Origin of the sequence: Mesorhizobium sp. M0037 (genome assembly GCF_040323635.1) — a bacterium.
GTDB lineage: Bacteria > Pseudomonadota > Alphaproteobacteria > Rhizobiales > Rhizobiaceae > Mesorhizobium.
The window spans coordinates 90,007-116,147 of record NZ_JAMYVB010000005.1; the positions used below are offsets into that span (position 1 = coordinate 90,007).

Consider the following 26,141-nt stretch of genomic DNA (forward strand, 5'->3'; position numbering starts at 1 on the left):
ATTGCGCGCGGCAAGGCTTCTCGTTCAGTCTGAATTGAACCGATTCAGTCTGGATTTTCCATGCCTTTGCCGATCCTTGCGCTTGCCATTGCGTCCTTTTGCATCGGCACCACCGAATTCGTCATCATGGGCCTGTTGCCGGAGGTTGCGGCCGATCTCGGCGTGTCGATCCCCTCGGCCGGCCTGCTGGTCACCGGCTATGCGCTGGGCGTCGTCTTCGGCGCACCCATCGTCGCCATGGCCACCGCGCATCTGCCGCGCAAGCCGGTGCTGGTCGCGCTGACGGCGATGTTCGTCGTCGGCAATCTGCTCTGCGCCATTGCGCCCAATTACTGGCTTCTGATGGCCGCGCGCGTCTTCACCGCGTTCGGTCATGGCGCCTTTTTCGGCATTGGTTCCGTCGTTGCCGCCAGCCTGGTGCCGCGCAACAAGCGCGCCAGCGCCATGGCGATGATGTTCGCGGGATTGACGCTCTCCAACATTCTCGGCGTTCCTGCCGGCACCGCGCTTGGCGAAGCCTTCGGCTGGCGCTCCACCTTCTTCGCCGTCGTCGGCATCGGCCTGATCTCTGTTGCCGCCATCGCCTGGCTGGTGCCATCCAATGTCGTCGAACCGAGCGGCGGCGGCCTGCGCAGCGAACTGCGCGTGCTGGGCAAGCTGCAGGTCTGGCTCGCCATGCTGATCGCCTCGCTGGCCTCGGCCAGCCTGTTTGCCGTCTTCACCTACATCAAGCCCTACCTTACCGATGTCTCCGGCCTGTCGACCTCCGCGGTCACCTGGGTCCTGCTGCTGTTCGGCGCCGGCATGACCATAGGCAACATCATCGGCGGCCGGCTGGCCGACTGGAAATTGATGCCGACGGTCATCGGCACGCTGCTTTTGATGGCAGTTCTGTTTGTCGGCTTCATGCAGTTCGGCGCTATCGCCAGCGTCGCCATCGGCGTCGTCTTCTTGTGGGGACTGCTGATCTTCGTCGTCGTGCCGCCGCTGCAGATCCGCGTCGTCGAAGCGGCTTCGGAAGGGCCGAACCTCGCCGCCACGCTCAACCAGGGCGCATTCAATATCGGCAATGCCAGCGGCGCCTGGATCGGCGGCGTGGCTCTGTCGGCCGGCGTTTCCTATGCTCATTTGCCGCTGGTCGGCGCGGTGCTGGCCCTGCTGGCGGTCAGCGTAGCCGTTGTCTCGCAGGCGCTCGAAGGATCGGCGCCGATAACGACGGTTCCGGCCGCCGCCGAATAATTCCATTGCGCCCATGGCGGCGCGAACTGGACCAATCGACAGCCCTTCGGCAAAAGTGCATGTGTTCTGCCTCTTATCCTGGAGGCATCCCATGCAGAAATCGATCGAACGCATCGCCGGCGACACCGAAGGCGTTTCCTACGAATTCCCGGTGTTCCGCTTCGCCGGCACTGATAAGGCCGCACCCTCGGCCTATCTGCAGGCAGCACTCCACGCCGGTGAATTGCCTGGTGTCGTCGCCATCGACGCGCTGATGCCGGCGCTGAACAAGGCCGAAGCGGAAGGCCGCATCAAGGGCAGCATCACGGTCGTGCCCTGGGCCAATCCGATCGGCCGCGCGCAATATCATTTCGGCGAGCACCAGGGCCGCTTTCATCTCGGCACCCGCAACAATTTCAACCGCGGCTTTCCGTTGCTCGCAGCACCGGACGCCAAGCTTTTGCCCGACACCACGCTTGGCACCCCCGACCAGCGATTGAAGACCCGTCTGGTGCAGCTGTCGCTCGGCCACGACATCGTGCTCGACCTGCATTGCGATGACGAGGGCCTTGCCTATCTCTACGTCCACGCCAGCCTGTGGCCGGCGATGGCCGATTGCGCCGCCGCCATGGGTATCGACGCCGTGGTGTTGTGGAGCGAGGACACCGACGGCACCTTCGAGGGCGCCACGATCATGCCCTACCAGAACGTCCCCGCCAACGTGGCGAAGCTCGACCGCCGCGTTGCCACCACGGTAGAATACCGTGGCATGCTGGATGTCGACGGCGCGCTGGCAAGTTCCGATGCCGAAGGCCTTTACCGGCTGCTGGCGGCGCGCGGCGTCATCGCCGATACCGCCCTTCCCGCACCCGGCGCGTTCAAGGGCCTCGTCGCGCCGCTCGAGAACATCGACATGATGCCGGCGCCCCGGGCCGGCGCCATCCTCTACGACGTCAAGCCCGGCGACCGAGTCGCCAAGGGCGCGCGCCTCGCCACCATCGTCCACACACCGGGCGAGGCCGGCGGCCGCACCGAAGTGCTGGCGCCGCAGGACGGCGTCATCCTGACCCGCCGCTCGCGCCGCATCATCCGCGCCGGCGAGGATCTCTTGAAGCTGGTCGGCGACAAGAAGAGCGCCGACGCGAGGTCAGGCACGCTGGAGGACTGAGCTAACCCGAAATCGCCAGCCGCGCCTTGGCCTCCAGCCATTCGGCCATCTGCCGGTACGGCACCGGGCCGTGGCTGACACGGGCAACACCAAGCTCGGCCAGGCGCTGGCGCGGCGGCACATGCGCCAGCGCGATGATGTTGACCGGCAATGCCGTCGCCTTGCACAGCGCCTCGATCAGACCCTCGTCGCCGAGTCCCGGCGCAAAGAAGCCGCTCGCTCCTGCCTTTTCATAAGCGTGCGCCCGCTCGATGGCCTGGTCGAGCAGCACGCTGTCATGCGCATCCGTCTTGGCCTTGAGGAAAATGTCGGTACGGGCGTTGATGTAGGCGGGAATGCCGGAAGCCTTCACCGCCGCCGCTGCCGCCTCGATCCGCTTCACCTGTACCGCGATGTCGTGCAGACCGGCGCCGCCGAAGATCTGGTCCTCGAAATTGAAACCGATGGCGCCGGCCTGCAGGGCACGTGTCACCGTCTGGGCGACAGTCTCCGGCTCGACGCCGTAGCCGCCTTCGAGGTCCATGGTCACGGGCAGGTCGACTGCCGCCACGATGCGCTTGATGTTGTCCAGCGCTAGCTCCAGCGGGATTTTCTCGCCATCGGCATAGCCGAAGGCGGCTGCCACCGGCCAGCTTCCGGTGGCGATCGCCTTGGCGCCCGCCCTCTCGACGATCTTGGCCGAGCCCGGATCCCAGGCATTGTAGAGAACGATCGGGTTGCCCTTGACATGAAGGGCATGGAACGTGCGTGCGCGCTCGATCTGCTCGGTCATTGCTGTCTTCCCGTCTTTCCGATGTTGGACGAACAGTCTAGGCAGGACCCCAAGCCTTGGCGATGTGCCATGGGCTGCAGAAGCGGCGGCCACAAACAGGCCTTTCAAACCTGTTGCGCATCCGGCTTTTCGCCGCTATGGATTTCGCCCATGAACATGCGCTCGATCAAGACCATTTGGTGGTGGGCTCGCTGACAGCGGCCTGTTCGAACGCGTGCGCGTGAAAATAGAGGGTGGCCGCAACGGAATGTCCGGGCGGCCATTTGTTTTTTCAAAGCCATTCCCGGGTCCGTTGCCCCAACAAGCCATATGGAGACGGCAATGACGATGAAGGCTCTGGAAAACGGCGCGGAAAGCTTCGTGACCGCAGGTGGTGTCACCATCACCCGCGAACGCCACGACAAGCCTTACGCCGGTGCGATCGATGCTTATGTCGACGGCTTGAACTCGCGCCGTGGTGCGGTGTTTTCCTCGAATTACGAATATCCGGGCCGCTACACACGCTGGGATACGGCCATCATCGATCCGCCGCTGGTGATTTCCGCGCGGGGCCGCGCCATGCGCATCGAGGCGCTGAACGGCCGTGGCGAAGTGCTGCTGCCGGTGATCGGCAAGACGCTGGCCGGCATTGCCGAGGTGACGATTGCTGAAACCTCGAAAAAGCTGATCCGCCTCGATGTCGCCAAGCCCGGCCGCGTCTTCACCGAGGAAGAGCGCAGCCGCGTCCCCTCTGTGTTTACTGTGCTGCGCGCCATCACCGCTTTGTTCAAGACCGATGAAGACGCCAATCTCGGCCTTTACGGCGCCTTCGGTTACGACCTCGCCTTCCAGTTCGATCCAGTCGACTACAAGCTCGAGCGCAAACAGAGCCAGCGCGATCTCGTGCTGTTCCTGCCTGACGAGATCCTGGTCGTCGACCATTATTCGACCAAGGCCTGGACCGACCGCTACGACTATTCCGGCGACGGTTTTTCAACCGAGGGGCTGCCGCGGGACGAAATCGCCGAACCGTTCAAGACCGCCGACCGCATCCCGCCGCGCGGCGACCATGAGCCGGGCGAATACGCCAATCTGGTGCGCAAGGCGATGGACAGTTTCAAGCGCGGCGACCTGTTCGAGGTCGTGCCCGGGCAGATGTTCTACGAACGCTGCGAGACGCAGCCTTCCGAAATCTCGCGCAAGCTGAAGTCGATCAACCCGTCGCCCTATTCCTTCTTCATCAATCTCGGCGAAAACGAGTATCTGATCGGCGCCTCGCCCGAAATGTTCGTGCGCGTCAATGGCCGCCGCGTCGAGACCTGCCCGATATCCGGCACCATCAAGCGCGGCGACGACGCCATTTCCGATAGCGAGCAGATCCTGAAGCTGCTCAACTCCAAGAAGGATGAATCCGAGCTGACAATGTGCTCGGACGTCGACCGCAACGACAAGTCCAGGGTCTGCGATCCGGGCTCGGTGCGCGTCATCGGCCGCCGCCAGATCGAAATGTATTCACGCCTGATCCACACCGTCGATCACATCGAAGGGCGCCTGCGCGAAGGCATGGATGCCTTCGACGCCTTCCTGTCGCATGCCTGGGCGGTCACCGTCACCGGTGCGCCGAAACTGTGGGCGATGCGCTTCATCGAGCAGAACGAAAAGAGCCCGCGTGCCTGGTATGGCGGCGCCATCGGCATGGTCAATTTCAACGGCGACATGAACACCGGCCTGACGCTCCGCACCATCCGCATCAAGGACGGCATTGCCGAGGTGCGAGCCGGCGCCACATTGCTCTTCGACAGCATCCCCGAGGAAGAAGAAGCCGAAACCGAACTGAAGGCATCCGCCATGCTCTCCGCCATTCGCGACGCCAAATTGGGCAATGCCGCAGGCGCCGAACGCACCACCGCGCGCGTCGGCGACGGCGTCAACATCCTGCTCGTCGACCACGAAGACTCCTTTGTCCACACACTGGCCAACTATTTCCGCCAGACCGGTGCCAATGTCTCGACCGTGCGTTCGCCGGTGCCGGAAGAAGTCTTCGAACGGCTGAAGCCCGATCTCGTCGTGCTGTCGCCCGGACCGGGCACGCCGAAGGATTTCGACTGCGCCGCGACCATCAAGAACGCCCGCGCCCGCGACCTGCCGATCTTCGGCGTCTGCCTTGGCCTGCAGGCGCTGGCCGAGGCCTATGGCGGCGAACTCAGGCAGTTGCACGTGCCGATGCACGGCAAGCCGTCGCGCATCCGCGTCTCCAAACCCGGAATCATCTTCTCCGGCCTTCCCAAGGAAGTGACCGTCGGCCGCTACCACTCGATCTTTGCCGATCCGGTGCGGCTGCCCGACGATTTCATCGTCACCGCCGAGACCGAGGACGGCATCATCATGGCCTTCGAACACCGCAAGGAGCCGATCGCCGCCGTCCAGTTCCATCCGGAATCGATCATGACGCTCGGCCACAATGCCGGCATGCGCATCATCGAAAACATCGTTGCGCATCTGCCGCGCAAGGCCAAGGAAAAGGCCGCTTAGAAACGATGGCGGCAACGGACAACATGGCGGCGATCGCAGCGAAGGCAGCGGCCAGGCAAAGGATCGCCAGCCTTGCCTTCTGGTCGATTGTCATCGCCTGCGTGGTGCTCGCGCTCAAGCTTGCCGCCTGGTACGTCACCGGCTCCGTTGCGCTCTATTCGGACGCATTGGAATCGATCGTCAACGTCATAGCCTCGGCCGCCGCCTATTGGGCGGTCCTGGTCAGCTACAAGCCGGCCGACCAGGACCATCCGTTCGGCCACCACAAGGCCGAGTATTTTTCGGCGGTGCTGGAAGGCGTGCTGATCGTGCTCGCCGCGCTTTTGATCCTCAACGAGGTCTGGCGCTCCTGGCAGACGCCGACCCCGCTCGAACAACCCTGGGAGGGCCTGGCGATCAACGGTGTCGCCACCGTCATCAACGCCTTCTGGGCCTGGACGCTGATCCGCGCCGGGCGCAGCGCAAAATCACCGGCGCTGGTCGCCGACGGCCGGCACATCATGACCGACGTCGTGACCTCGGTCGGCGTCTTCGGCGGCCTCGTCGGCGCTATCCTGACCGGTTGGCAGATCCTTGATCCGGCGCTTGCCGTCATCGTCGCACTCAACATCCTGTGGCAGGGCTGGCACGTCATCGGCTCGTCGATGAACGGGCTGATGGACCGCGCAGTGGACACGACCGAACACATGCACATTCGCGACATCATCTCGGCCAATTGCAAGGGCGCGCTGGAGGTTCATGACCTCAAGACCCGCATCGCCGGCCGCGCCACCTTCATCGAGTTCCACCTGGTCGTCGACGCCGACATGACGGTCGGCGCCAGCCACGTCATTTGCGACCGCATCGAGGACGCGCTGAAGGCCGAAATCCCCTCGGTGCGCGTCACCATCCATGTCGAACCGGACGACGAGGCGAAGCTGCCGAAAGGCACGACGGCGGTGCCGTTCGCGTGAGGCGAGTTACCACGTTTCGATAGTGAGATCTTTGATCCGCTCGAATTCGCGGATATTGCGGGTTATCAGCGCGAGGTCCCGAGCACGTGCCTGCCCGCCAATCAGCGCATCGTAGGGACCAATCGGGGTTCCCAGTGCCGCAAGCCCAGCACGAATCTCACCGGCATGTCTCGCGTCGTCTCGGTCGAATTCAAGTACCGGGAACTGCAAAGCTTCGATGCGCGCCAGATTTTGGACCTTTCGCTGGCTCTTTTCAGCGCCGTAGTACAGCTCATGCAAAACGACCGCCGAGAGAGCAAAGTCTTGTGGTGCATGCCGTTTGAGCAAAGCCAGCAGACCCTCGTCGCCCGAGATGATCGCTATGACGGCATTGGTGTCGAGCAGGTAGGTCACTTAAAGAGGTCATCCAAAGCAGGTCGATCCTGACGATCCTGACGCTCCAGCGCTCCCTGGACGAAATCGTCGTCAACCGGTGCGATGACCTGGTCGAGCCATGCCCAATCCTGCGCAAGCGGCTCCAAGATGACAGTTCGCCCATGACGACGGATCGAAACCTCGTCTGCCTCGAACCGAAACTCCTTAGGCAAGCGCACAGCTTGTGACCGGCCTGACCAGAACACCTTTGCCTTGTCCATGTGCTATCCTCAAATGAGATATAGCAAAGATATATACCAGGGTAGCGTCATAGACAAGATCGAACTCAACGAGTGCAGGCCGACTGCGGCATAGCCTCCAACCGGTAGACCTTGTCATCGGACTTGGTCTTGCCATCCGCCGAGCACAGATCGACAATCGCCAGGCTGCTATTGGGGTTGGCCAGCATCAGGGTGCCGTTGGCGCCGCGCTTGAGGAAGATTTCCTTTTGCGCGATATCGCAGGAAAAGTTGCTCATCTTCGAACTGGCCGCGCAGCGCCATTGATCCGCTTCACCCTGGCAGGAATAGGTCTGCGTGACCTTCGTCCCGTTCTTCCTGGTGGTCACCGAAACGGCGACATCGGAGCCGTCGGGCCAGTTGGCGACATCGCCTGAGGCAAAGGAGGCGAGTTCGACCGGCCCGCGGAAGACCCGGATCGACTGCGTCATCTGGTCGGGATGCGAGGAGAGATGCGCGGCATCGTAATTGCGTCCGAAGCAGAAAGGCTGGTCCGGCTTCAGCCGCTCGCGCAACGGCGCACCCAGCGCCGGATCGATCGGATCGATCTTGGCGAATTCAGCCTGGCAGGTTGCGGCCGGCATCGGGTCGAGGCGGAAATTGTCGTCCGCCGAGCCCAGAGCCTGCCGGTCATATTCGGCTTCGCCCAGTTCGTCTTCCGATCCGGCGTCGAGATAGAGATCGGACGAGACGTCGGTGAGGATCAGGCGGCCTTTGTCATCGAGCTTCAGCGACGCCATGGTGCGGTCGCAGTCCATGCCGCAGCGGATCGGACCTGACTTGCCGTCCTCGGACTCGTGATTGCACCAGCCGCCGGCCCATTGCGGCGCCTTGGCGCCGCGCACCGTGGTGGTGAGAAAACCGTTGTAGGAGGTGTCGGCGTTTGCCATCGGCTCTTCGTTCGGATGGCTCACCGGATCATGGCCATAGAGGAAGAAGATCCGCGCCACCTTCTGCTTTGGATGCGCCTTGAGGTGCGCCGCATCATAGACGCGGCCGAAACACGCATCAGCGCCATTCGGGCTGAGTTCGGGTAATTTAAGCGCATCGCCGGCAAGGGCCGAACTTGCAAGCGCGCCGAGCAGCACGCAGCCAAATCCAGCGCTGGCAACAACCTTCCACTTCCTGAACGCCATGTGACCCCTCCTCGCATCGACAGGACGTAACGTCAATTTATGCTAGTATCATGGCCGCAGCCACGCAATTTGCGGTGAGCGCAAGCCGAGAGGATGCCATGCGTCGACGCGACATGTTCCGGGCCAGCCTTGCCGGCGCCGCCGGCCTGTTCGGGCTGAGCCGGGCGGCCGCCGCTGAAGACAGACCGAAGGTCGCCTATCACCTCAGCGACCTCGATAAGGTCAACTTCGTGCTCGGCAACATCAACAACCACTATGAAGGCACCGGCGGCAATGTCGACATCGTGCTGGTCGTGCATGGTCCGGCCCTTGCCGGCTTCAAGTCGAAAGGCATATCGGCGGCGATCTCGGGACGCTTTGCCGGCCTCGTCCAGCAGGGCCTTGAGCCGCATGCCTGCGGCAACACCATGCAAGGCATGGAGATCACGCTTGCCGACCTGCTCGAGGGCTTCCACGCCGCCGACAAGGGCGGCGTCGTCAAGCTCGCCGAACTGCAGCGCCAGGGCTACGCCTATCTCCGGCCCTGAGCCGCCACTGGCTTGAACGTGAAGGCCATGAGAGCCTACGAAGGGTGGCCAAACAGCCCGAAGGAAAGTGCTCATGACCGCGACCACCCTCGTCATCCCCGATCTTGCCGGCAAGGCGGTGCTGGTCACCGGCGCCTCGACCGGCATCGGTGCCGCCCTTGCACTGGCCTACGCCGCCCAGAAATGCCGGGTCGCCCTGCACTACAATTCGAGCCGGGAGGCCGCAGAAACGCTGGCCAAAACCATCCGCGACAGCGGCGGTGAGGTGTTCCTGACACAGGGCGACTTCTCACAGGCAGCCGATGTCGAGCGGGTAGTCGAGGAGAGCGCCGAAACATTCGGGCGGCTCGACGGGCTGGTGAACAATGCCGGCGGCATGCTCGGCCGCGTGCCCTATGCGGAGCAGACCGAGGCGCACTACGACGCGGTGATGGACCTCAACGCCCGCTCGGTGCTGACGGCCTCGCGCAAGGCGATGCCATGGCTGAAGAAGCAGGGCGGCTTCATCGTCAACACCTCGTCGATCGCGGCGCGCAATGGCGCTGGCGGCGGCGCCGGGCTGTACGGTTCGGCCAAGGCCTTTGTCTCCAATGTGACGCGCGGCATGGCCAAGGAACTGATCGGCTTCGGCATCCGCGTCAACGCGGTGGCGCCGGGCACCATCGCGACACCCTTCCATGAGCGTTATTCCACCGACGAGCAGATGAAGGGCATGGTCGCCACCATTCCTCAAGGGCGTGCCGGCACGGCCGAAGACTGCGTCGGCGCCTATCTCTTCCTGTCCTCCGATCTCCTGAGTGGTTACATCACCGGCCAGGTGATCGAGGTGAACGGTGGCCAGTTGATGCCGTGAGCCGGCAATTGCATACTGCGTCTCGCAACCATGCATGTCGTGCGCACGTTTGCTGAGGTTGGAAGAAAGGGGAGAGGCAATGTACGGATTGATCGGAAAGATGCGGGCGGCGCGCGGCCAGCGCGACGCGATCATGGATGTGCTGCTCGCCTCGACCGGCGCCATGCCGGGTTGCCTGAGTTATGTCATCGCCCGCGACCCGGCCGATGCCGACGCGATCTGGGTGACCGAAGTGTGGACCGACGCCGCAAGCCACAAGGCTTCGCTGCAGCTGCCGGAGGTCCAGGCAGCGATCGCCAAGGCCCGGCCGATCATCGCCGGCTTCGAATTCCAGGTCGAGACCCATCCGGCCGGCGGTTTCGGCCTGCCCGCCATCAAGAACGAGTGACATCCCAACGCGGGGTCGGGGTCGTGAATTTCGTCCGAGACAGCGTTCGCATTTTTCTCTTCCAGGTCTAAGACCCAAACATGGACTCTTCGCCAGACCAACCGGCCGTCGAACGCATGGCGCGCATGCGTCCGGTTCGGCAGTGGCTGGTGCTGCTGATCGTCTCGCTGCTGTTCGCCGGCGCGCTGGAATACGCCGCACTGCCGGCGGCGCTGCTGATCGGCCCGATGCTGGCGGCGATCCTTGCCGGCACCAATGGCGCCACGGTGCGCGTGCCGCGGCCGCTGTTCGCCGCCGCCCAGGCCTTGGTCGGCTGTCTGGTCGCGGCGTCGATCTCCACCGACATTTTTTCGGTGTTCTACAAGGAATGGCCGCTGGTCCTTGTCGTGGTGCTGGCGACCCTTGCGGCGTCCAGCCTGCTTGGCTGGTTGATCAGCCGCTGGCGCATCCTGCCCGGCACCACCGCGGTCTGGGGCTCGTCGCCGGGTGCTGCCACTGCCATGGTGCTGATGGCCGGTGCCTTCGGCGCCGATCAGCGCCTCGTCGCCTTCATGCAGTATCTGCGCGTCATCTTCGTCTCGATGACGGCAGCACTCGTCGCCAAGATGTGGGTCGACACTTCGGGCATCGAGGTACCAGCCATCGTCTGGTTCCCGCCGATCGAACCGGCAGCCTTTGCCGCCACGCTCGGCGTGGCGCTGGTCGGCGGCCTGCTCGGCCGGTTGTGCCGGCTGCCGTCACCCTTCTTCCTCGGCACTTTCATCTTTGGCACCATAGTCCATCTCGGCTTCGGCGCGGCGATGCAATTGCCGCCATGGCTGCTGGCGCTCTCCTATGCGATGGTCGGCTGGTCGATAGGGCTGAATTTTACCCGGGCGATCCTGCGTCATGCGACACGGGCGCTGCCGCAGATCGTCGGCTCTATCGTCGTGCTGATCGCCTTTTGCGGCGGGCTAGCCTGGCTGATCAGCCACGTCCTTGGTATCGATCCGCTGACCGCCTATCTCGCGACCAGCCCCGGCGGCATGGACAGCGTCGCCATCATTGCCGCCGCCGCGCAGAACGTCGACATATCCTTCGTCATGGCCTTGCAGTCGACCCGCTTCCTGGTCGTGCTCATCGCCGGGCCGAGCATAGCGCGGCTGGTGGCGAGAGCCGTCAGGGACTGAGATTCAAATATCAAGGGAAGAGGAAAAGTGCCCATGAAACGTCGTGTGAATGCCGTCGATCTCTCAGGCCGGGTCGCCGTGGTGACCGGCGGCGCGCAAGGCATCGGCCTTGCTGTCGCCCGGCGACTGCTGTCATCGGGCGCCAGCGTCGCCATCTGGGATGTGGACGAGACCGCCATGGCGAAGGCCGTTTCCGAACTCGCCCCGCTCGGCCGGGTCGAGGGTTTGCTGTGCGATCAATCGCTGATGGAGGCCGTCGACAGCGCCGCGACCGAAACCGAGCGCTCGCTTGGTCCGGTCGATCTGCTGGTAAACAATGCCGGCATCGCCGGACCGGCAGCGACGGTGGCGGATTATGATCCTGCCGCCTGGCGTCAGATAATCGAGATCGACCTCAACGGCGTCTTCTACTGCTGCAAGCGCCTGGTGCCCGGCATGATCGCGCGCAGCTACGGCCGCATCGTCAACATCGCCTCGGTCGCAGGCAAGGAAGGCAATTCGAATGCCGCCGCCTATTCCGCCGCCAAGGCCGGCGTGCTCGCGCTGACAAAATCGCTCGGTAAGGAACTGGCCGGCCACGACATCGCCGTCAACGCGCTGACCCCATCGCCCGCCCGCACCCGCATCCTCGAACAGCTCACTGAGGCCCAGGTCGACTACATGCTGGGCAAGGTGCCGCGAGGCCGGTTCGTCGAAGTCGAAGAGGCGGCTGCGATGATCGCCTTCATGCTATCGGACGAAAATTCCTTCACCACCGGCGCGACCTTCGACCTGTCCGGCGGCCGCGCCACCTACTGAGAAGCAGAGCTATTCCTCGCTGTCTTCGTTATCGCCGTCGGCCGCGAAGGACTAATTCAAGAGCCGCTCAGCGTCGCGGCAAGCCGGTCGGGAAGGAAATCGACGAAGGCGCGAACCTTCGGCGACAAATGACGATTGGACGGCCACAACAACCGGAACTGGCCGCGGCCGTCGACATGGTCGTCCAGCACCGTGCGCAGCAGGCCGTCACGCAGCGCCTCGCGGACCAGGAAATCGGGCATCGAGCTGATGCCGAGCCCGGCCATCGTGGCGCCCTTCAGCGCCTCCGTGTTGTTGCAGGTCAGCATCGAGCGGACCTGCGGCTCGGCGCTGCCGCCGATGAACGGCCAGCCTTGCAGCTTGCCGCTGTTGGGAAAGCGGAAGCGGATGCCGTAATGGTTCACGAGATCGTCCGGGCGGCTCGGGTTGCCGTGCTGCTCGATATAGGAGGGTGCCGCACACAACAGCAGCCGGAAGGGTGCAAGCGGCCGCGCCACCAGGCGCGAATCCGGCAGGTCGCCGCTGCGGATCGCGATGTCGACGCCTTCGTCGATGAGGTCGACGATGCGGTCGTTAAAGTCGATGTCGAGTTCGATTTCGGGATAGCGCGCCATGAACTCGGACAGCACCGGGAACAGCAAATGATAGGTCACGATCGGCGTCGAAACGCGCAGCCGCCCATGCGGTGTTTCGCGGCTCCGCGACAGCATCGCCTCGGCATCGTCGATGTCGTCGAGGATGCGCCGCACCCGCTCGTTGAACAGCTTGCCCTCTTCGGTCAGGCCGATGCGGCGCGTGCTGCGCTGAAGCAACCTTACGCCGAGATCCTGCTCGAGCCTGGCGACGCTCTTGCCGACGGCCGATGCCGAGATGCCGAGCGTGCGGCCCGCAGCGATGAAGCTGCCGAACTCAGCCGTGCGGGCAAAGGCCAGGAGCCCATTGAGGCGTTCCATCGCATCTCTCCATTCGAGCGTTTCAGTCCGGTATATCTGGAGATTTAACACTATTTTTCTCGAAGTGTCGCGAGCCTATCTTCCCGTTACGACCGGCGCAGCAAGCTTGCGGCAGGCCGGCGGATCCTGGTTCAGATAGGAAATCCATGACCTCGAAGACCACAAACGGCGCGGTCGCGCCATGGCTTGTCCTGTTGTCGGTATGCCTTGCCGCCATGACAATGCCCTTGACCTTCACCGGCCCGGCCGTCGCGCTTTCCCGCATTGCGGCCGACCTCGGCGGCAGCCCGATCGCGCTCAACTGGGTGACCAACGCCTTCATGCTGACCTTCGCCGCCACCTTGATGGCATCAGGCGCGCTGGCCGACAATCATGGCCGCAAGCGGCTCTACCTTGTTGGCCTCGCCACCTATGTGCTGGCATCGCTGGGATCGATGTTTGCCCCTGATATCGTCTGGTTCGATGTGCTCAGGGCTGCGCAAGGGCTCGGCAGTGCCGCCGCCTTTGCCGGCGGCGCCTCCGCTCTCGCCCAGGAATTCGATGGGTCATTGCGGCTGCGCGCCTTCTCCTTCCTCGGCACCAGTTTCGGCATCGGCCTCGCTTTTGGGCCGATCGCGTCGGGCCTGCTCATAGATGCTTTCGGCTGGCGATCGATCTTCGTCTTGGTGGCAGTGCTCGCGATTGCAGCCGCTTTGCTCGGCCTGCGCACCATCAGGGAATCGCGCGATCCGGATGCGACCGGCCTCGACTGGGCGGGAGCCGGCACCTTTACGATCGCGCTGGCATCGCTGACCTACGGCGTGCTGCAAGCGCCGCAGAGCGGCTGGACCGATCCCCTGGCGATCGGGCTTCTCGTGGCGGCCGCCCTTTGCTTTGCCGCTTTCGTCGTCGTCGAGCGGCGCGTGCGCCGGCCGATGCTCGATCTCTCGCTGTTCCGCTTTCCCCGCTTCGTCGGCGTCCAGTTCCTGGCGGCCGCTCCCGCCTATGGCTTCGTCGTCCTGCTGGTGCTGCTGCCGATCCGCTTCATCGGCATCGAGGGGATGAGCGAGATCAAGGCGGGGCAGTTGATGATCTGCCTGTCGGGACCGCTGTTGATCCTGCCACTGCTCGCCGGCCAGGTAGCGCGCTGGATCGCTCCGGCAACGATCTGCGGTGTCGGCCTGCTTGTGGCCGCCGGCGGCCTTGTCTGGCTGAGCCTGACACCGCCTGTCGTCGCAGCGCTGGTGGCGCCGCTGATCCTCATCGGCGTCGGCATCGCACTGCCCTGGGGGCTGATGGACGGACTTGCCGTCGGCGTCGTGCCGAAAGAGCGTGCCGGCATGGCGGTCGGCATCTTCAACACCACCCGCGTCGCTTGCGAAGGCGTGGCGCTGGCGATCGTCATGGCAGTCCTGTCGGGTTTCACGGCAGCCCAACTGGCGGCTCAGGGAACGGCGACTTCCCTGGATGCAACCGCCGCCGCGCAGCTGCTGGTGACCGGCAACATCGGCGAAGCGGCAGCCCGCTTGCCGGGTGCCGGAGCCACGGTCCTGGTCCAGGCCTATGAGATCGCGTTCGACAGGCTGCTGATCGTGCTGGCGGCAATCACCATCGTCACCGCCCTTGTCGTCTTTCTCGGCTTGCGCCGTGGATGGGCGGTGGAACACGAGACCATTGCTCTGCCGGTTTGCCAGGAAGGGTAGCTGAGCCGCGTCAGGAGATGACGAGGCTCGCTATGCGGTGGCCGTCCAGCACGAAGGTCATGTCACCCTCGCCGTTGAAGCCATTGCCTTTCACGGCAATGCGGACGCGGTAGCTGCCCTCGACCTCGGCGATGCGGACAATGCGAAGATTGGACTTCACGCCGATATTGTCCGACTGGTTCCAGCGCGCGATCTGCTGGCGGCCTTGGAAGGACCGCCCCCAGTCGGTCAGGGACGCGTCGGCTGTGAACGTGTGGAGAACGGCTTCGCTATCACCCGCATTGGTGGCCTCGATAAAGCGGCGGATAGGTTCGGGTGTGGTCATCAATCGAGCCGGTGCATCAGATCATCATCCAGCCAGCGGCCGAAGAAATAGACCAGCTGCTTGTGCCACCATGGCCAGTCATGACTGACATCGCCGCCCCAATAGTCGACCCAGGCGGGAATGGATTTGTCGCGCAGGATCTGTTCCAGCCTGCGGGTCTCGACCAGCATCCGCTCTTCCCAGGCGCCCTGCCCGCAGCAGAAGATCATCCTCAGCGACTTCAGCCGGGCAAGCAGTTTTGGGTCTACGATGCCGGGCAGATAGTCGAGCGGCGAATTGTAGAAAATGTCGCCTTCCAGCACCTTGCCGAAGAAGTCGCCCGCCGAATAGACGCCCGACAGCGCGATGACGCCGCTGGCGAGTTCGGGAAAGCGAAAGACGAAGTTCGAGGAATGATAACCGCCCATCGAACAGCCGGTGAACAGCGGCTTTAATTTGCGCCCGCCATTGGCTTGCTCAGCGGTCGCCAGAAACTCCGGCAGCGCCTCCTCGCGCACATATCGGAAATAAGCCTCGTGGCGACCGATACGGTGGGCGGCGCCGGCATGCTTGTTGAAGAACGATTCCGAATCGACGCCGTCGACCGCAAACAGCTGGATGCGGCCGGTATCGATGAATTCGGCCAGCGCTCCAACCCCGCCGGAATCCTCGAACTGGTAGAACCGCCCCTGCGACGTCGGGAACACCACCACCGGCCGGCCGGCATGGCCGTAGCGCTTGTATTCCATGTCGCGGCCGAGATTGCCGGAGAAACCCTTGTGATAGGAGATGTCCATCGCGTCTAAGCCTTTTCCGCGTGGATGTAGGCGACGGCCGCGCGCAGTGCTGCTTCGTCTTTCGAGCGCATCTGGTAGGCGTAATTTCCCATGGCGCGGCTGAAAACCTCTTCAATTGGCTGATGATGGACGATCTTGTCGCGATGCGCGGCTATCACGTCCTCATGGCTGTGCAAATAGTCGAGGCGCCGCTTGCGGCTGGCATAGGCGGTGAAATATTCGCCCTCGTAAGGCCCGCCGGCGGCATCCTTCACCACCATGTCCGCCCAGGCCGCGTAGACGTCGATGTCGAACGTGTAGTTGATCGCATCGGTCATCCAGGCGCCGGGCGGCCGCATGTTGACCTCAAGCGCGATGACGCGGTCGTCCTTGGTTTCGAACAGCTCGATGTGGAAGAAGCGCTCGCGCACGTCGAACGCTTTGAGGATCTTGCGGCCGGCTTCTTCGATCGCCGGTCGGACCTTGGGAAAGCAGGTGTAGCTCATGTGGCGGTCCTTGTTGACCACTTCCATGATGCTCTGGTCGTAGCGGTGGCTGGCCGCCAGCACCACCTCGCCGTCACGGTTGACCAGCCCATCGAAGGTCACCACCAGCCCCTCGATGAACTGCTCCATGACGAAGGTCACGTCCTCGGGCTTGTCTCTGAAGAACTGGTCAAGTTCCCTGGCGTTGGAAATCTTGAAGGTGTTCGAGGCGCCGGAACCGGAATCGGGCTTCACCACCACGGGATAGCCGACGCGGCGGATGAAGGTCATGGCACCGGCCCGGTCGGAGCATTTGCGCTGGGCGATGGTGTCGACGCCGCTCTTGCGAAAGAATGCACGCATGCGGCTCTTGCGCTTCAAATTCTTCACGAAATCGAGCTTGGTTCCGTAGATGTTGAAGTCGGTGCGGATGTTGGCTTCCAGCTCCAGCCAATGCTCGTTGAGGGACTCGAAGCGCTCGATGCGGCCCCATTTGTGGATGAAATGACCCATCGCCCGGAACACCGGATCGTAGTCCTCCATGTCGGCGATGCGGTAATATTCCGACAGGGCCACCTTCAGCTTGCCGTCCAGCGCCTCATAAGGCGCATCGCCAATGCCCAGCACCGTGGCGCCGGCCTTCTTCAGCCGGTCGCAGAAATCGGCGCCGTTGGCGGGAAAATGCGGCGAGAAGAAAACGAAATTCACGGATGACCCCTCAGACGGCGAAGCATTGCGGCCCCGGCTACACGCAAGTCTGGCGCATTTGCCGCGCATGGGGAAGAGTGCTCGCGAGTGGTGGAATGGCAGCCCACTTGCCTGTCCATGGCGGCTCCTGTATGAAACCCGCCATGAACACGCGCGTCTCCTCCGTCGCTTCCCGTCCGACCGGCTTTGCCGGCGAGACCGTGCGCGCGCTGGCATCGACCCTGCTTCTTCTCGGCCTTATCGGCGATCGCCGGGTTCGCTGAAGGAGCGCCCGGCGGTCGAACCGCCGCTTACGCGCACGCTCCTTGGCCAGTTCAGAAATTGGCAATTCACATCAAGCGAACGAAAATCTGATAAGGCGCTGCTCGCCCTGGAATCCGTCCGAAGACCGATCCGCGAGCCGCCGGGAGAACAAGACGATGAACGCACGAGAAGACATCCGCGCCGGCGAAGCCGAAAGCGTAAAACGCGCGGCCGGCCACATGCCGGGCGCGGCCCGAAAATACCAGCCCTACCCGACGGTCGGTCTCACCGACCGCACCTGGCCCAACAAGGTCATCGACAAGGCACCGGTCTGGTGCTCGGTCGATTTGCGCGACGGCAACCAGGCGCTGATCGATCCGATGGGTCATGAGCGCAAGGCGCGCATGTTCGCCCTGCTGCTCGACATGGGTTTCAAGGAGATCGAGATCGGTTTCCCCTCGGCCTCGCAGACCGATTTCGATTTCGCCCGCTGGTGCATCGAGGAAGGCAATGTGCCGGCTGATGTTTCGCTACAGGTGCTGGTGCAGTGCCGTCCCGAACTCATCACCCGCACCTTCGAATCTCTGAAGGGCGCCACCAACCCGATCGTGCATTTCTACAATTCGACCAGCGAGTTGCAGCGTCGCGTCGTCTTCGAGAAGGATGTCGGCGGTATCAAGCGCATCGCCACCGACGCGGCCAAGATGATCACCGACATGGCGGCCAAGGCCGGCGGCGGTTATCGCTTCGAATATTCGCCCGAAAGCTTTACCGGCACCGAGCTCGAAGTCGCGCTGGAGATATGCAACGCCGTCACCGAGATCGTGAAGCCGACAGCCGACAACAGACTGATCATCAACCTGCCGTCGACGGTCGAGATGTCGACGCCCAACATCTATGCCGACCGGATCGAATGGATGTGCCGCAACCTGGACGACCGCGAGAACCTGCTGATCTCGCTGCACCCCCACAACGATCGCGGCACCGGCATCGCCACCACCGAGCTCGGCCTGATGGCGGGTGCGGACCGCGTCGAAGGCACGCTGTTCGGCAATGGCGAGCGCACCGGAAATGTCGACATCGTGACGCTGGCGCTCAACATGTACACGCAAGGCGTCGATCCCCATCTGGATTGCTCCGACATCAACCGGATGAAGGACGTCTACGAATATTCCAACCAGCTGAAGATCTCCGAGCGCCATCCCTATGTCGGCGAACTCGTCTACACCGCCTTTTCCGGCTCGCACCAGGACGCCATCAACAAGGGCATGAAGGCCTTGAAGAAGGCCAACACGCCGGTCTGGGAAGTGCCCTATCTGCCGATCGATCCGGCCGATGTCGGACGCAGCTACGAGGCGATCATCCGCATCAACTCGCAGTCGGGCAAAGGCGGCATCGCCTATGTACTGCAGGCCGATTACGGCCTCAATCTGCCGCGCAACCTGCAGATCGAGTTCAGCCAGGAGATCCAGGCGATCACCGACGCCGAAGGCAAGGAAGTGCCGGCAAAACGCATCCATGACCGCTTTATCGAAACCTATGTCGACCAGCCCGGCGCACGACTGAAGTTCCTCGACCATCACACCTATCCCGATACCGAGAAAAAGGGCCGGCGCGTGGTCGAGGCGGTGATCCTCGACAACGGCAAGGAGACGACAATCGCCGGCTCCGGCACCGGCCCGATCGACGGCTTCGTCGATGCGCTGTCGCGTCATGTTGGCGTCGACATGTCGGTGCTTGATTATTCCGAACATTCGCTCCAGCGCGGCTCGAACGCCTCGGCGATTTCCTATGTCGAGATGGAATATCCCGGCGGCAAGCTGTTCGGCGCCGGCATCAACACCAACATCGTCGCCGCCTCGCTGGAAGCCGTTGTTTCGGCCGCCAACCGGATAATCGGCCGCAAGGCCGGCTGATATTTTCCCGGGCGCCGAATGTCCGCGGCGCCCGGAAATCCCCCATTTGCCGAGGGAAATTCCGGTCTTTTGTGTCAACCACCGGCAACTATCCGGTGTGTTACGCGATCGCATAACATAAGCATGCTTGTATGGAAGTGCAGGCTCTATATGATTGCGCCTCAACCTGTGCCGACTTCGAGAGGATCGACACTTGCAGCATGCCACGCCTGCCGCCCCCGCAGTGCGCGAGACACTGGAGCGACTGCTCGCCAGCGAAACGTTCGGACGTTCCGAGCGCGCGCGCAAGTTGCTGCGCTATCTTGTTGAGCGCGAGCAGGCCGGCGAAGCCGACAGGCTCAAGGGTTTCTCCATCGCCATGGACGTCTTCGGGAAGGACGGCGATTTCGATTCGTCGACCGACGCCGTTGTCCGGGTGCAGGCAGGCCGGCTGCGCGAACTTCTCCAGCATTATTTCGCCAATGAAGGCATAGCCGAACCGGTTCGCATTGCCATTCCGCGCGGCGGCTACGTGCCGTCCTATGAGCTCAACGCCATACGCCTGCCGGTTGGGCAGGAGCCGCTTGCGGCGGCGGTAGCCGCCTTGCCCGGATCGCCCGACCAGGCGGCTCTTGACGCCGTTCCCGCTGCCGCGACAGCTTCGGGGGTTACAGAACCTGGGCCTTCGCTGGCGCGCCATCTCCAGTTCTTCTGGGTCGCCATGACGCTGGTCATTCTCATGCTGGGCGTGCTCATCCTGCGCCAGGGCAGCGGCGCATTGCTTGCCAGCAGCGATCCTACCGCGGTGGTCGAGACCGCGGGCGTAACGAGCAGCATCGCATCGCCGTCGATGGAGGCCCTGCCCCTCGTCTACATCGCGGTGAAGGCCACCGGCCCCGAGGCCGGCCGCGTCGCCGCTTCGCTGCGCGCCGGCCTTGCCGGTTTCGACACGATCGACTTCATCGGCCGCGACGCCGACAGCAAGCGCGATCCGAGCACCGACCCGACCAGCTTCGTTTTCGATGTCCTGCCGGGACCAATGGCAGGTGACGTGACGCTCGAACTGCAGAGCGTGGCGACCGGCCGCGTGCTTTTGTCCCGCAGTCTGACGGCCGCCGACAGCGCACCTGGCACCGTCGAGGATCGTATCGCCGCCATCCTCAGCTCGACCGTTCCCGCCTCCGGCCCGCTCTACAGCTACATCGAACAGAACGGCATTCAGACCGGGCTGACGAACTGCCTGATCCTCAACGACAGATACTATCTCGACCAGAGCACCAGGACGCACGAGGCCGCCTATCGCTGCCTGGACAACCTCGCCGGCCAGGGTGCGAAATCGTCGTTGGTCTATTCGGAACTGGCCTCCCTGACCCTTGAGGCCGCCACCGATCATTACGCCTATCCGCCTGGCGCGACGGTCGAACAAGCAATGTCTTTCGCCCATCGCGCCATCCAGATGGGACCGACCAGCCCCTATGCGCACCGCGCCTATGGCTACCTCAATTCGCGCCTCGGCAACACCGAGGAATCGATCCGCTGGATGCGCAAGGCCTATGAGCTCAACCCCTACGACCTCGGCATGGCTGCCGCTTACGGCTATGGCCTGATCTTTGCCGGCAAATATGCCGAGGGAACACCGATCCTGACCCATGCCGTCGAGACGTTCAGCGGCCATCCGACATGGTGGGATTTTGGGCTTTTCGCCGGACAGTTCATGCTGGGCGAGATGAACAAGGCCGCGATAGCCAGCGAGTCGCTGCGCACGACGGCGATGAAATCGCATTATCTGGCGGCGCGGCTGATCGGCGCCAAGGCTGCCGGCCGCGAACAGCTGGCAGCCAAGCTTCTGGATGAGCTGACCACCAAATTCCCGAAATTCGCCGCCGATCCGCGCGCGGCCTTCGCCGAGCGCAAATATCCCGCCGATCTGACCGACCGGCTGGTTGAGGCGCTGCGCGCCGCGGGCCTCGGCAACGCCAGCTAGTCTTTCCGGATCGCGAAAACTTTACTGGCCATCGGTCTGGACTGGGAGCAATCCAGCCTCGATTCGAATTTCCTCTCCAGTCTTGCAATAATCGCACATTTTCATGGTCTCATCCCTCTATGTTGCCGAGCGGGGCGCCGGGCCGAAGACGGTCGTCCTGCTGCATGGCTTCGGTGGTTGCCATGATATCTGGCGCGAGGTGACCGCGTCGCTAGGGCCCGATGTCAGGACCTTGGCCTACGATCTTCCGGGACACGGACTGTCTCTCGAATTTCCTGGCAGCGGCCCGGCCAAAACAGCGGCGCGAGCGGTTCTCGCCGATATCGCCGCACGCGGGATAGCAAGGGTGCATGTCGCCGGTCATTCGATGGGCGGCGCGGTCGCCTCCCTGATGGCGCTTGCCGAGCCTGAAAGGATAGGCTCGCTGACGCTTCTGGCGCCGGGCGGTGTTGGCCCCGAGATCAACGGACCGCTGTTGCGCCGCTACGCCGCGGCCGCCGACAGACGGGAAATCCGCGCCTGCCTTGCCGCCATGTCGGGACCGCGAAGCCCGCCGCCCGAACGCATCGTTGGCGTCCTGGCGGACCTACGCCGTCGCCCCGGCCAGTTGCGCAAGCTGATTGAGATATCGGCCGTCATGACCAGGAACGAGCGGCAGGGGGTCATACCCCGCGAACAGCTGGACACCCTCGACATGCCGGTGATGGTGGTTTGGGGAACGGACGATCCGGTGCTGCCCTTTACCCAGGCTGATTGTCTGCCGGCGCATTTTCATATTCATCACGTGCTCGATGCCGGCCATATGCTGGTCGAGGAAGTGCCTGATGTGGTCGCCCAGGCCGTGCGCCGAAACATGGCACGCCGCGGCAGGCGCCTGCGTCCGACATTCGAGGCCGCGGCGAGCTAACTTACTTGCGCCCCGCATCTCGCCAGTGCATTTTGCCGCCGCCTGTGTTAACTCGCAATTAACCATATCAGCGAGGCGACGCCGATGAAGGACACTGGCGAAAACATCACCCCCATCGACACCTCCCGCAAACTGTCCGACGCCGTTCGCGATGTGAAAAATGCCTTCGCCGATCGCGACGATGTCGTGGTCGACATGCGCGAGGCGCACCGGATGCGGCTTGATCTGCTCGCGGCCGAGCTCGCCCCGGTCTTTGCCGACGTGCCCGCCGACATGGACAATTTCGACTTCGTCGTCTCCTCCGGCCTGCAGCCCCGCCTGTGGATCGACGCCGTCAGCCATGTCGCCATGGGGCGCGACCGCCGCACCTACCGCTTTCTCAGGGATACCCGCATCGGCCGCGTCGTGCTCGCCGAATCGACCGATATGAAACCGGTCGCCGATCAGGTCACGCGCTATGTGGCGGAGCGTATCGTCGAGCGCCAGCGCATGATGGAGGGCGGTGTCGAGCCGGCCGTCGCCGACCTGAAACGCGCCGCCGTGCCGGAAGCTGAGCCGCCCTTGCAAGCAGCCGTGCCCCGCAAGGGCTGGTCGACGTTCCTTTCCGGTCTCGGCTTGGTCGCCGCCGGCGCGCTTGTTGGCCTGGCGGTGGCGGCCGCGCTGTTTTGGGATCGCCTGATGGCGATGAAGATCAGCTTCTGATCAACGATCTGGAGGCCTCGGTGTCTGCGCGCCGAGTTCAATGACCTGCAGGTCCGATGGCGGCAAGGCCGGCCCGGTCAGGCCGCGCCGCGTCAGGCGAATCAGCCAATTGCCCTTCTCCCCGTCAATATCGAGCAGATTGTACTGTGCCGCCGGGTTCTTGCTGCCTGGCGACTGCCCGGCGGCGGCGACGCCGACGACCGGAATCCTGGCGCCGCGCCCGCCGATGAAGAACAGCGACGGCAGATGCGAATGGCCGTGCAGCACGAGTTCGGCGCCATGCCTATGAACGGTCTTGTGGAAGCGGGAGATGCCGAACAGGCGCTTTTGCTGGGCGACGGCGCCGCGCACCGGCGGATGATGGATCATGATCACCCGCAACAGGCCGCGTTTGTTCGTTGCGTCGAGCACTGTCGCCAGCCTTTGCGCCTGACCTTCGAGGAAGAAGCCGTTGGCCATGAACGGCGCCGTAGCGCGCGCCGTCGAAACGCCGATCAGCGCGACATTGCCGCGTACGCGCAGATAGGGAAAAGCGTTGCGGTCGATCGGCGCAGTCACGCCGTCGCCGCTCATCCACGCCGCCCAGGAGCGGCAGACCTTGTCGAAGGCGCCCGGCACATAGGCGTCGTGGTTGCCCGGCACCACCGAGACATCCTCCGGCGAACCCAGCGTCTCAAGCCAGTGCTTGGCCATCTCGATCTCGCCGTCGAGCGCCAGATTGACCAGATCGCCGGTAACGGTGAGGTGGTCGGGTGTGCTCGCCTTCATGTCGGCGACGATGGTGTCGATGACGGCATCGTGCATATGGCGGCGGCGGTTGCGCTGCCAGTTGACGTAGCCGACGACGCGCTTGGACGCGAGTTCGCGATAGGTTACACCGGGAAGCGGCCCCAGATGGACATCGGAAATATGCGCGAGCCTGAACATCCTTCCTTCATAGGCGACGCGCTCCCCGCTTTCCACTCACTGTTTCCTGCCCATCCACGGTTTCGCTAGTCATGGCTATATCGGACCCGGAGCAGGCGTTTCGCCAGACCGGCTGGGCAGGCCTCAGGGCAAGGCTGTTCCATCTCTATTTCCTGCTGCGGCGGCCGATGACGCTGGGCGTGCGCGGCCTGATCCACGATCGCGCCTCGAACACTGTCTTCCTCATCCGCCACACCTACGTTCCCGGCTGGCAATTGCCGGGCGGGGGCGTCGAAGTCGGCGAGACGCTCGGTGAGGCGCTGGTGCGCGAACTGGCCGAGGAAGGCAACATCGCGCTGACAGCCCAGCCGGTGCTGAAATCGATGCATTTCAACCGCCGCTCCAGCCGCCGCGACCATGTCGGCCTCTATCTCATCGAAACCTTCAACCAGACCGCGCCGAAACTGCCGGACCACGAGATCGCCGAAGCAGGCTTCTTTCCGCTCGACCGCTTGCCGCATGGCACGACGCCGGCGACGCTGCGGCGGCTTGCCGAGGTTTTTGAAGGCGAGCCGGTATCGCCGTACTGGTAGGCTGTCAATCCGATGCTCACGCCGCCTGCCTGAACCGCGCCCGGTCGTGCGGCGCGCCATAGTCGAGCCCAGGCCCGACCGGCACGATGCGCGTCGGGTTGATGCTCTCGTGGCTGCCGTAATAGTGCATTTTGATGTGGTGCAGGTTCACCGTGCCGGCGATACCGGGCACCTGGTAGAGGTCGCGCAGATAGTTCGAAAGGTTCGGATAGTCGGCGATGCGGCGCAGATTGCATTTGAAATGGCCGACATAGACCGGGTCGAAACGCACCAGCGTGGTGAACAGCCGCCAGTCGGCCTCGGTGATACGCTCGCCAGTGAGATAGCGCTGTTTTGACAGTCGGCCCTCCAGCGTGTCGAGCGCCGCGAACAGCTCGCCGAACGCCTCTTCATAGGCCGCTTGCGTGGTGGCAAAGCCGGCGCGGTAGACGCCGTTGTTGACGGCTGGAAAGACCAGCGCATTGACCTTGTCGATCTCGCCGCGCAGGCCTGGCGGATAGAAATCGAGAGCGGCATCGCCCCACTCGTCGAAGGCCGAATTGAGCATGCGGATGATTTCGGCGGATTCGTTGGAGACGATGGTCTCTTCCTTCTTGTCCCACAGCACCGGCACCGAAACCCGGCCCGAATAGGCTGGATCGGCCTTGGTGTAGATCTGATGCAGGAAGTCGAGGCCGTAGAGCGTGTCGCCGGTGGCGCCATCCTCGGCCAAAAACGTCCAGCCCTCAGCACCGAGGAAATGATGCACGACTGAAACCGGGATGATGTCTTCTAGCTTCTTCAGCGCGCGAAAGATCAGCGTGCGGTGCGCCCACGGACAGGCGAGCGAGACATAAAGATGGTAGCGTCCGGGCTCGGCCTTGAAGCCGCGCGTACGACCTTGCGCTGGCGCGCCGTCGCGCGTGATCCAGTCACGCCACTGCGTCTCGGCGCGGATGAACCTGCCGCTGCTATCGACATTGGCCGGACGGTCCTGCCATTTGCCTTCGACCAGCAATCCCATACGAAATCTCCTTGCGTGCCTTGGCCAATCTAGTCGCAAGGCGGCAATGTCAAAGCCGTCATCTGCTGAACAGAGCGTCACTCGTATGAAACGCCGGATGAAAACAGCCGATTGCAGCCGCCGGAAATTGATGCTAGCGGACACTCCGCATGTTCGATCTTGGCTTGATCCGGTTTGACCGACGACGAAAGGGCGCCCGCGCTTAGAAAGCGCTGACTGGCGAACGCTGCCGCTTGCAGCAACCTTTCCTCTTTATCGGACCGCGAAGACCATGAGCCTTGCCGACGTGAAATACCTGCCGGAAACTCCGGCGCATGATCCCGAAATCGAAGCCATCAACGACGAAGCCTTTGGCCCCGGCCGTTTCGTGCTGGCCGCCTACAAGATTCGCGAGACCGGCGGCCACGAGCGCTCGCTATCCTTTGTCGCCATGAATGGCGACATCGTCGTTGCTTCGGTGCGCATGACCCGCATCGCCGCCGGCGCCGGACGCGCGCTGATGCTCGGGCCGCTCGCCGTGCGGCCCGCCTTCAAGAATCTCGGTATCGGCCGCCGGCTCGTGGCGATCGCGCTGGAGGCGGCCGCCAAGGCCGGCGCGCCGGCGGTGATCCTTGTCGGCGACGAGCCTTATTACGGCCCGCTCGGCTTCAGAAAGATCCCCCGCGGCCAGATCTCCATGCCGCGCCCGGTCGACCTCGACCGGCTGCTGTCGCACGAGATCGTGCCCGGTGCCGTGGCGCGGCTCTCCGGCGAGGTCGGCCATGCCAGCCTTGCCAGGATCGCGGAGCAGGCACCAATGATGGCCTGAGCTCCAGGATCGGTCGCGGCACCGGTCGCGATGGATCCCCATTGGT

At 63.6% G+C, this 26,141-nt stretch carries 26 protein-coding genes; 16 read left to right on the plus strand and 10 right to left on the minus strand.

All coding sequences use genetic code 11. From position 1 onward, the window contains the following. Positions 1 to 60 precede the first annotated feature (60 nt). Complete coding sequence (locus tag NKJ78_RS10455; RefSeq protein ID WP_023737782.1) at positions 61 to 1,239, plus strand: MFS transporter; 1,179 nt, start codon at positions 61 to 63, stop codon at positions 1,237 to 1,239. A gap of 91 nt (positions 1,240 to 1,330) precedes the next feature. Then, the gene (locus NKJ78_RS10460; RefSeq protein WP_023737781.1) at positions 1,331 to 2,386 is read left to right on the plus strand and encodes a succinylglutamate desuccinylase/aspartoacylase family protein; all 1,056 of its coding nucleotides are present in this window, start codon (positions 1,331 to 1,333) and stop codon (positions 2,384 to 2,386) included. A gap of 1 nt (position 2,387) precedes the next feature. Here NKJ78_RS10460 and NKJ78_RS10465 read toward each other — a convergent pair whose 3' ends face one another. Further along, positions 2,388 to 3,158 carry an isocitrate lyase/PEP mutase family protein gene (locus NKJ78_RS10465; protein WP_023705936.1) on the minus strand — a complete coding sequence of 257 codons (771 nt, stop codon included), beginning with the start codon at positions 3,156 to 3,158 and terminating at the stop codon, positions 2,388 to 2,390. A 321-nt stretch (positions 3,159 to 3,479) separates the two neighbouring features. Here NKJ78_RS10465 and NKJ78_RS10470 point away from each other — a divergent pair, with 321 nt between their 5' ends. Beyond that, on the plus strand, positions 3,480 to 5,669 hold the full coding sequence (locus tag NKJ78_RS10470; protein WP_023741042.1) for an anthranilate synthase: 2,190 nt from the start codon (positions 3,480 to 3,482) through the stop codon (positions 5,667 to 5,669). Between the two features lie 5 nt (positions 5,670 to 5,674). Beyond that, the gene (locus tag NKJ78_RS10475) at positions 5,675 to 6,622 is read left to right on the plus strand and encodes a cation diffusion facilitator family transporter (RefSeq protein ID WP_023683651.1); all 948 of its coding nucleotides are present in this window, start codon (positions 5,675 to 5,677) and stop codon (positions 6,620 to 6,622) included. A gap of 6 nt (positions 6,623 to 6,628) precedes the next feature. Here NKJ78_RS10475 and NKJ78_RS10480 read toward each other — a convergent pair whose 3' ends face one another. From NKJ78_RS10480 to NKJ78_RS10490, 3 genes are all read right to left on the minus strand, one after another. Further along, positions 6,629 to 7,015: a type II toxin-antitoxin system VapC family toxin gene (locus NKJ78_RS10480; RefSeq protein ID WP_023669975.1), complete on the minus strand. Its 387-nt coding sequence runs from the start codon at positions 7,013 to 7,015 to the stop codon at positions 6,629 to 6,631. Then, the gene (locus tag NKJ78_RS10485) at positions 7,012 to 7,257 is read right to left on the minus strand and encodes an antitoxin (protein WP_027049879.1); all 246 of its coding nucleotides are present in this window, start codon (positions 7,255 to 7,257) and stop codon (positions 7,012 to 7,014) included. Before NKJ78_RS10485 ends, NKJ78_RS10480 begins: the two co-directional genes overlap by 4 nt. A 65-nt stretch (positions 7,258 to 7,322) precedes the next feature. Beyond that, entirely contained in the window at positions 7,323 to 8,411 is a 1,089-nt protein-coding gene (locus NKJ78_RS10490; protein WP_027049878.1) for a hypothetical protein, read from the minus strand. Between the two features lie 98 nt (positions 8,412 to 8,509). Here NKJ78_RS10490 and NKJ78_RS10495 point away from each other — a divergent pair, with 98 nt between their 5' ends. The 5 genes from NKJ78_RS10495 (at position 8,510) to NKJ78_RS10515 (ending at position 12,146) form a co-directional block, all read left to right on the plus strand. After that, positions 8,510 to 8,938, plus strand: a complete 429-nt coding sequence (locus NKJ78_RS10495) for a DsrE family protein (protein WP_023669972.1) — start codon at positions 8,510 to 8,512, stop codon at positions 8,936 to 8,938. 73 nt (positions 8,939 to 9,011) lie between these two features. Continuing rightward, positions 9,012 to 9,791 carry an SDR family NAD(P)-dependent oxidoreductase gene (locus NKJ78_RS10500; RefSeq protein WP_027049877.1) on the plus strand — a complete coding sequence of 260 codons (780 nt, stop codon included), beginning with the start codon at positions 9,012 to 9,014 and terminating at the stop codon, positions 9,789 to 9,791. Positions 9,792 to 9,870: 79 nt separating this feature from the next. Next, positions 9,871 to 10,179: a putative quinol monooxygenase gene (locus tag NKJ78_RS10505; RefSeq protein ID WP_023691624.1), complete on the plus strand. Its 309-nt coding sequence runs from the start codon at positions 9,871 to 9,873 to the stop codon at positions 10,177 to 10,179. An 80-nt stretch (positions 10,180 to 10,259) separates the two neighbouring features. Further along, the gene (locus NKJ78_RS10510) at positions 10,260 to 11,348 is read left to right on the plus strand and encodes an AbrB family transcriptional regulator (protein ID WP_352459829.1); all 1,089 of its coding nucleotides are present in this window, start codon (positions 10,260 to 10,262) and stop codon (positions 11,346 to 11,348) included. A 45-nt stretch (positions 11,349 to 11,393) separates the two neighbouring features. Further along, positions 11,394 to 12,146 (plus strand): SDR family NAD(P)-dependent oxidoreductase, encoded by a 753-nt coding sequence (locus tag NKJ78_RS10515; protein WP_352459864.1) that lies wholly within the window; start codon positions 11,394 to 11,396, stop codon positions 12,144 to 12,146. Positions 12,147 to 12,202: 56 nt separating this feature from the next. Here the strand turns inward: NKJ78_RS10515 and NKJ78_RS10520 are convergent, their stop codons facing one another. Further along, on the minus strand, positions 12,203 to 13,099 hold the full coding sequence (locus NKJ78_RS10520; RefSeq protein WP_023669967.1) for a LysR family transcriptional regulator: 897 nt from the start codon (positions 13,097 to 13,099) through the stop codon (positions 12,203 to 12,205). 146 nt (positions 13,100 to 13,245) lie between these two features. Between NKJ78_RS10520 and NKJ78_RS10525 the strand changes: the two genes are divergently transcribed. After that, positions 13,246 to 14,781, plus strand: a complete 1,536-nt coding sequence (locus NKJ78_RS10525; protein WP_352459828.1) for an MFS transporter — start codon at positions 13,246 to 13,248, stop codon at positions 14,779 to 14,781. A gap of 10 nt (positions 14,782 to 14,791) precedes the next feature. On the opposite strand, the gene NKJ78_RS10530 is transcribed toward NKJ78_RS10525, so the two are convergent. The 3 genes from NKJ78_RS10530 to NKJ78_RS10540 are packed head-to-tail and all read right to left on the minus strand — an operon-like array spanning position 14,792 to position 17,054. Then, positions 14,792 to 15,106, minus strand: coding sequence for a nuclear transport factor 2 family protein (locus NKJ78_RS10530; RefSeq protein ID WP_031192978.1), 315 nt, complete (start codon positions 15,104 to 15,106; stop codon positions 14,792 to 14,794). Beyond that, positions 15,106 to 15,882, minus strand: coding sequence for an esterase family protein (locus NKJ78_RS10535; RefSeq protein WP_352459827.1), 777 nt, complete (start codon positions 15,880 to 15,882; stop codon positions 15,106 to 15,108). Before NKJ78_RS10535 ends, NKJ78_RS10530 begins: the two co-directional genes overlap by 1 nt. A 5-nt stretch (positions 15,883 to 15,887) precedes the next feature. Further along, on the minus strand, positions 15,888 to 17,054 hold the full coding sequence (locus NKJ78_RS10540) for an ATP-grasp domain-containing protein (protein ID WP_352459826.1): 1,167 nt from the start codon (positions 17,052 to 17,054) through the stop codon (positions 15,888 to 15,890). Positions 17,055 to 17,536: 482 nt separating this feature from the next. On the opposite strand from NKJ78_RS10540, the gene leuA reads away from it, so the two are divergent. The 4 genes from leuA (at position 17,537) to NKJ78_RS10560 (ending at position 22,785) form a co-directional block, all read left to right on the plus strand. Further along, complete coding sequence (leuA, locus tag NKJ78_RS10545) at positions 17,537 to 19,213, plus strand: 2-isopropylmalate synthase (protein WP_023683640.1); 1,677 nt, start codon at positions 17,537 to 17,539, stop codon at positions 19,211 to 19,213. A gap of 193 nt (positions 19,214 to 19,406) precedes the next feature. Further along, complete coding sequence (locus NKJ78_RS10550) at positions 19,407 to 21,176, plus strand: tetratricopeptide repeat protein (RefSeq protein WP_352459825.1); 1,770 nt, start codon at positions 19,407 to 19,409, stop codon at positions 21,174 to 21,176. A gap of 103 nt (positions 21,177 to 21,279) precedes the next feature. Further along, the gene (locus NKJ78_RS10555; RefSeq protein ID WP_023686188.1) at positions 21,280 to 22,083 is read left to right on the plus strand and encodes an alpha/beta fold hydrolase; all 804 of its coding nucleotides are present in this window, start codon (positions 21,280 to 21,282) and stop codon (positions 22,081 to 22,083) included. A gap of 84 nt (positions 22,084 to 22,167) precedes the next feature. Further along, on the plus strand, positions 22,168 to 22,785 hold the full coding sequence (locus NKJ78_RS10560; RefSeq protein ID WP_023683637.1) for a hypothetical protein: 618 nt from the start codon (positions 22,168 to 22,170) through the stop codon (positions 22,783 to 22,785). Here the strand turns inward: NKJ78_RS10560 and NKJ78_RS10565 are convergent, their stop codons facing one another. After that, complete coding sequence (locus NKJ78_RS10565) at positions 22,786 to 23,712, minus strand: metallophosphoesterase family protein (RefSeq protein ID WP_023683636.1); 927 nt, start codon at positions 23,710 to 23,712, stop codon at positions 22,786 to 22,788. It lies immediately after the preceding gene. 71 nt (positions 23,713 to 23,783) lie between these two features. Here NKJ78_RS10565 and NKJ78_RS10570 point away from each other — a divergent pair, with 71 nt between their 5' ends. Further along, positions 23,784 to 24,284, plus strand: a complete 501-nt coding sequence (locus tag NKJ78_RS10570; protein ID WP_031195394.1) for an NUDIX domain-containing protein — start codon at positions 23,784 to 23,786, stop codon at positions 24,282 to 24,284. A gap of 16 nt (positions 24,285 to 24,300) precedes the next feature. On the opposite strand, the gene NKJ78_RS10575 is transcribed toward NKJ78_RS10570, so the two are convergent. Continuing rightward, positions 24,301 to 25,287, minus strand: coding sequence for a glutathione S-transferase family protein (locus NKJ78_RS10575; protein WP_352459824.1), 987 nt, complete (start codon positions 25,285 to 25,287; stop codon positions 24,301 to 24,303). 271 nt (positions 25,288 to 25,558) lie between these two features. Between NKJ78_RS10575 and NKJ78_RS10580 the strand changes: the two genes are divergently transcribed. Next, on the plus strand, positions 25,559 to 26,095 hold the full coding sequence (locus tag NKJ78_RS10580) for a GNAT family N-acetyltransferase (protein WP_352459823.1): 537 nt from the start codon (positions 25,559 to 25,561) through the stop codon (positions 26,093 to 26,095). Positions 26,096 to 26,141 lie beyond the last annotated feature (46 nt).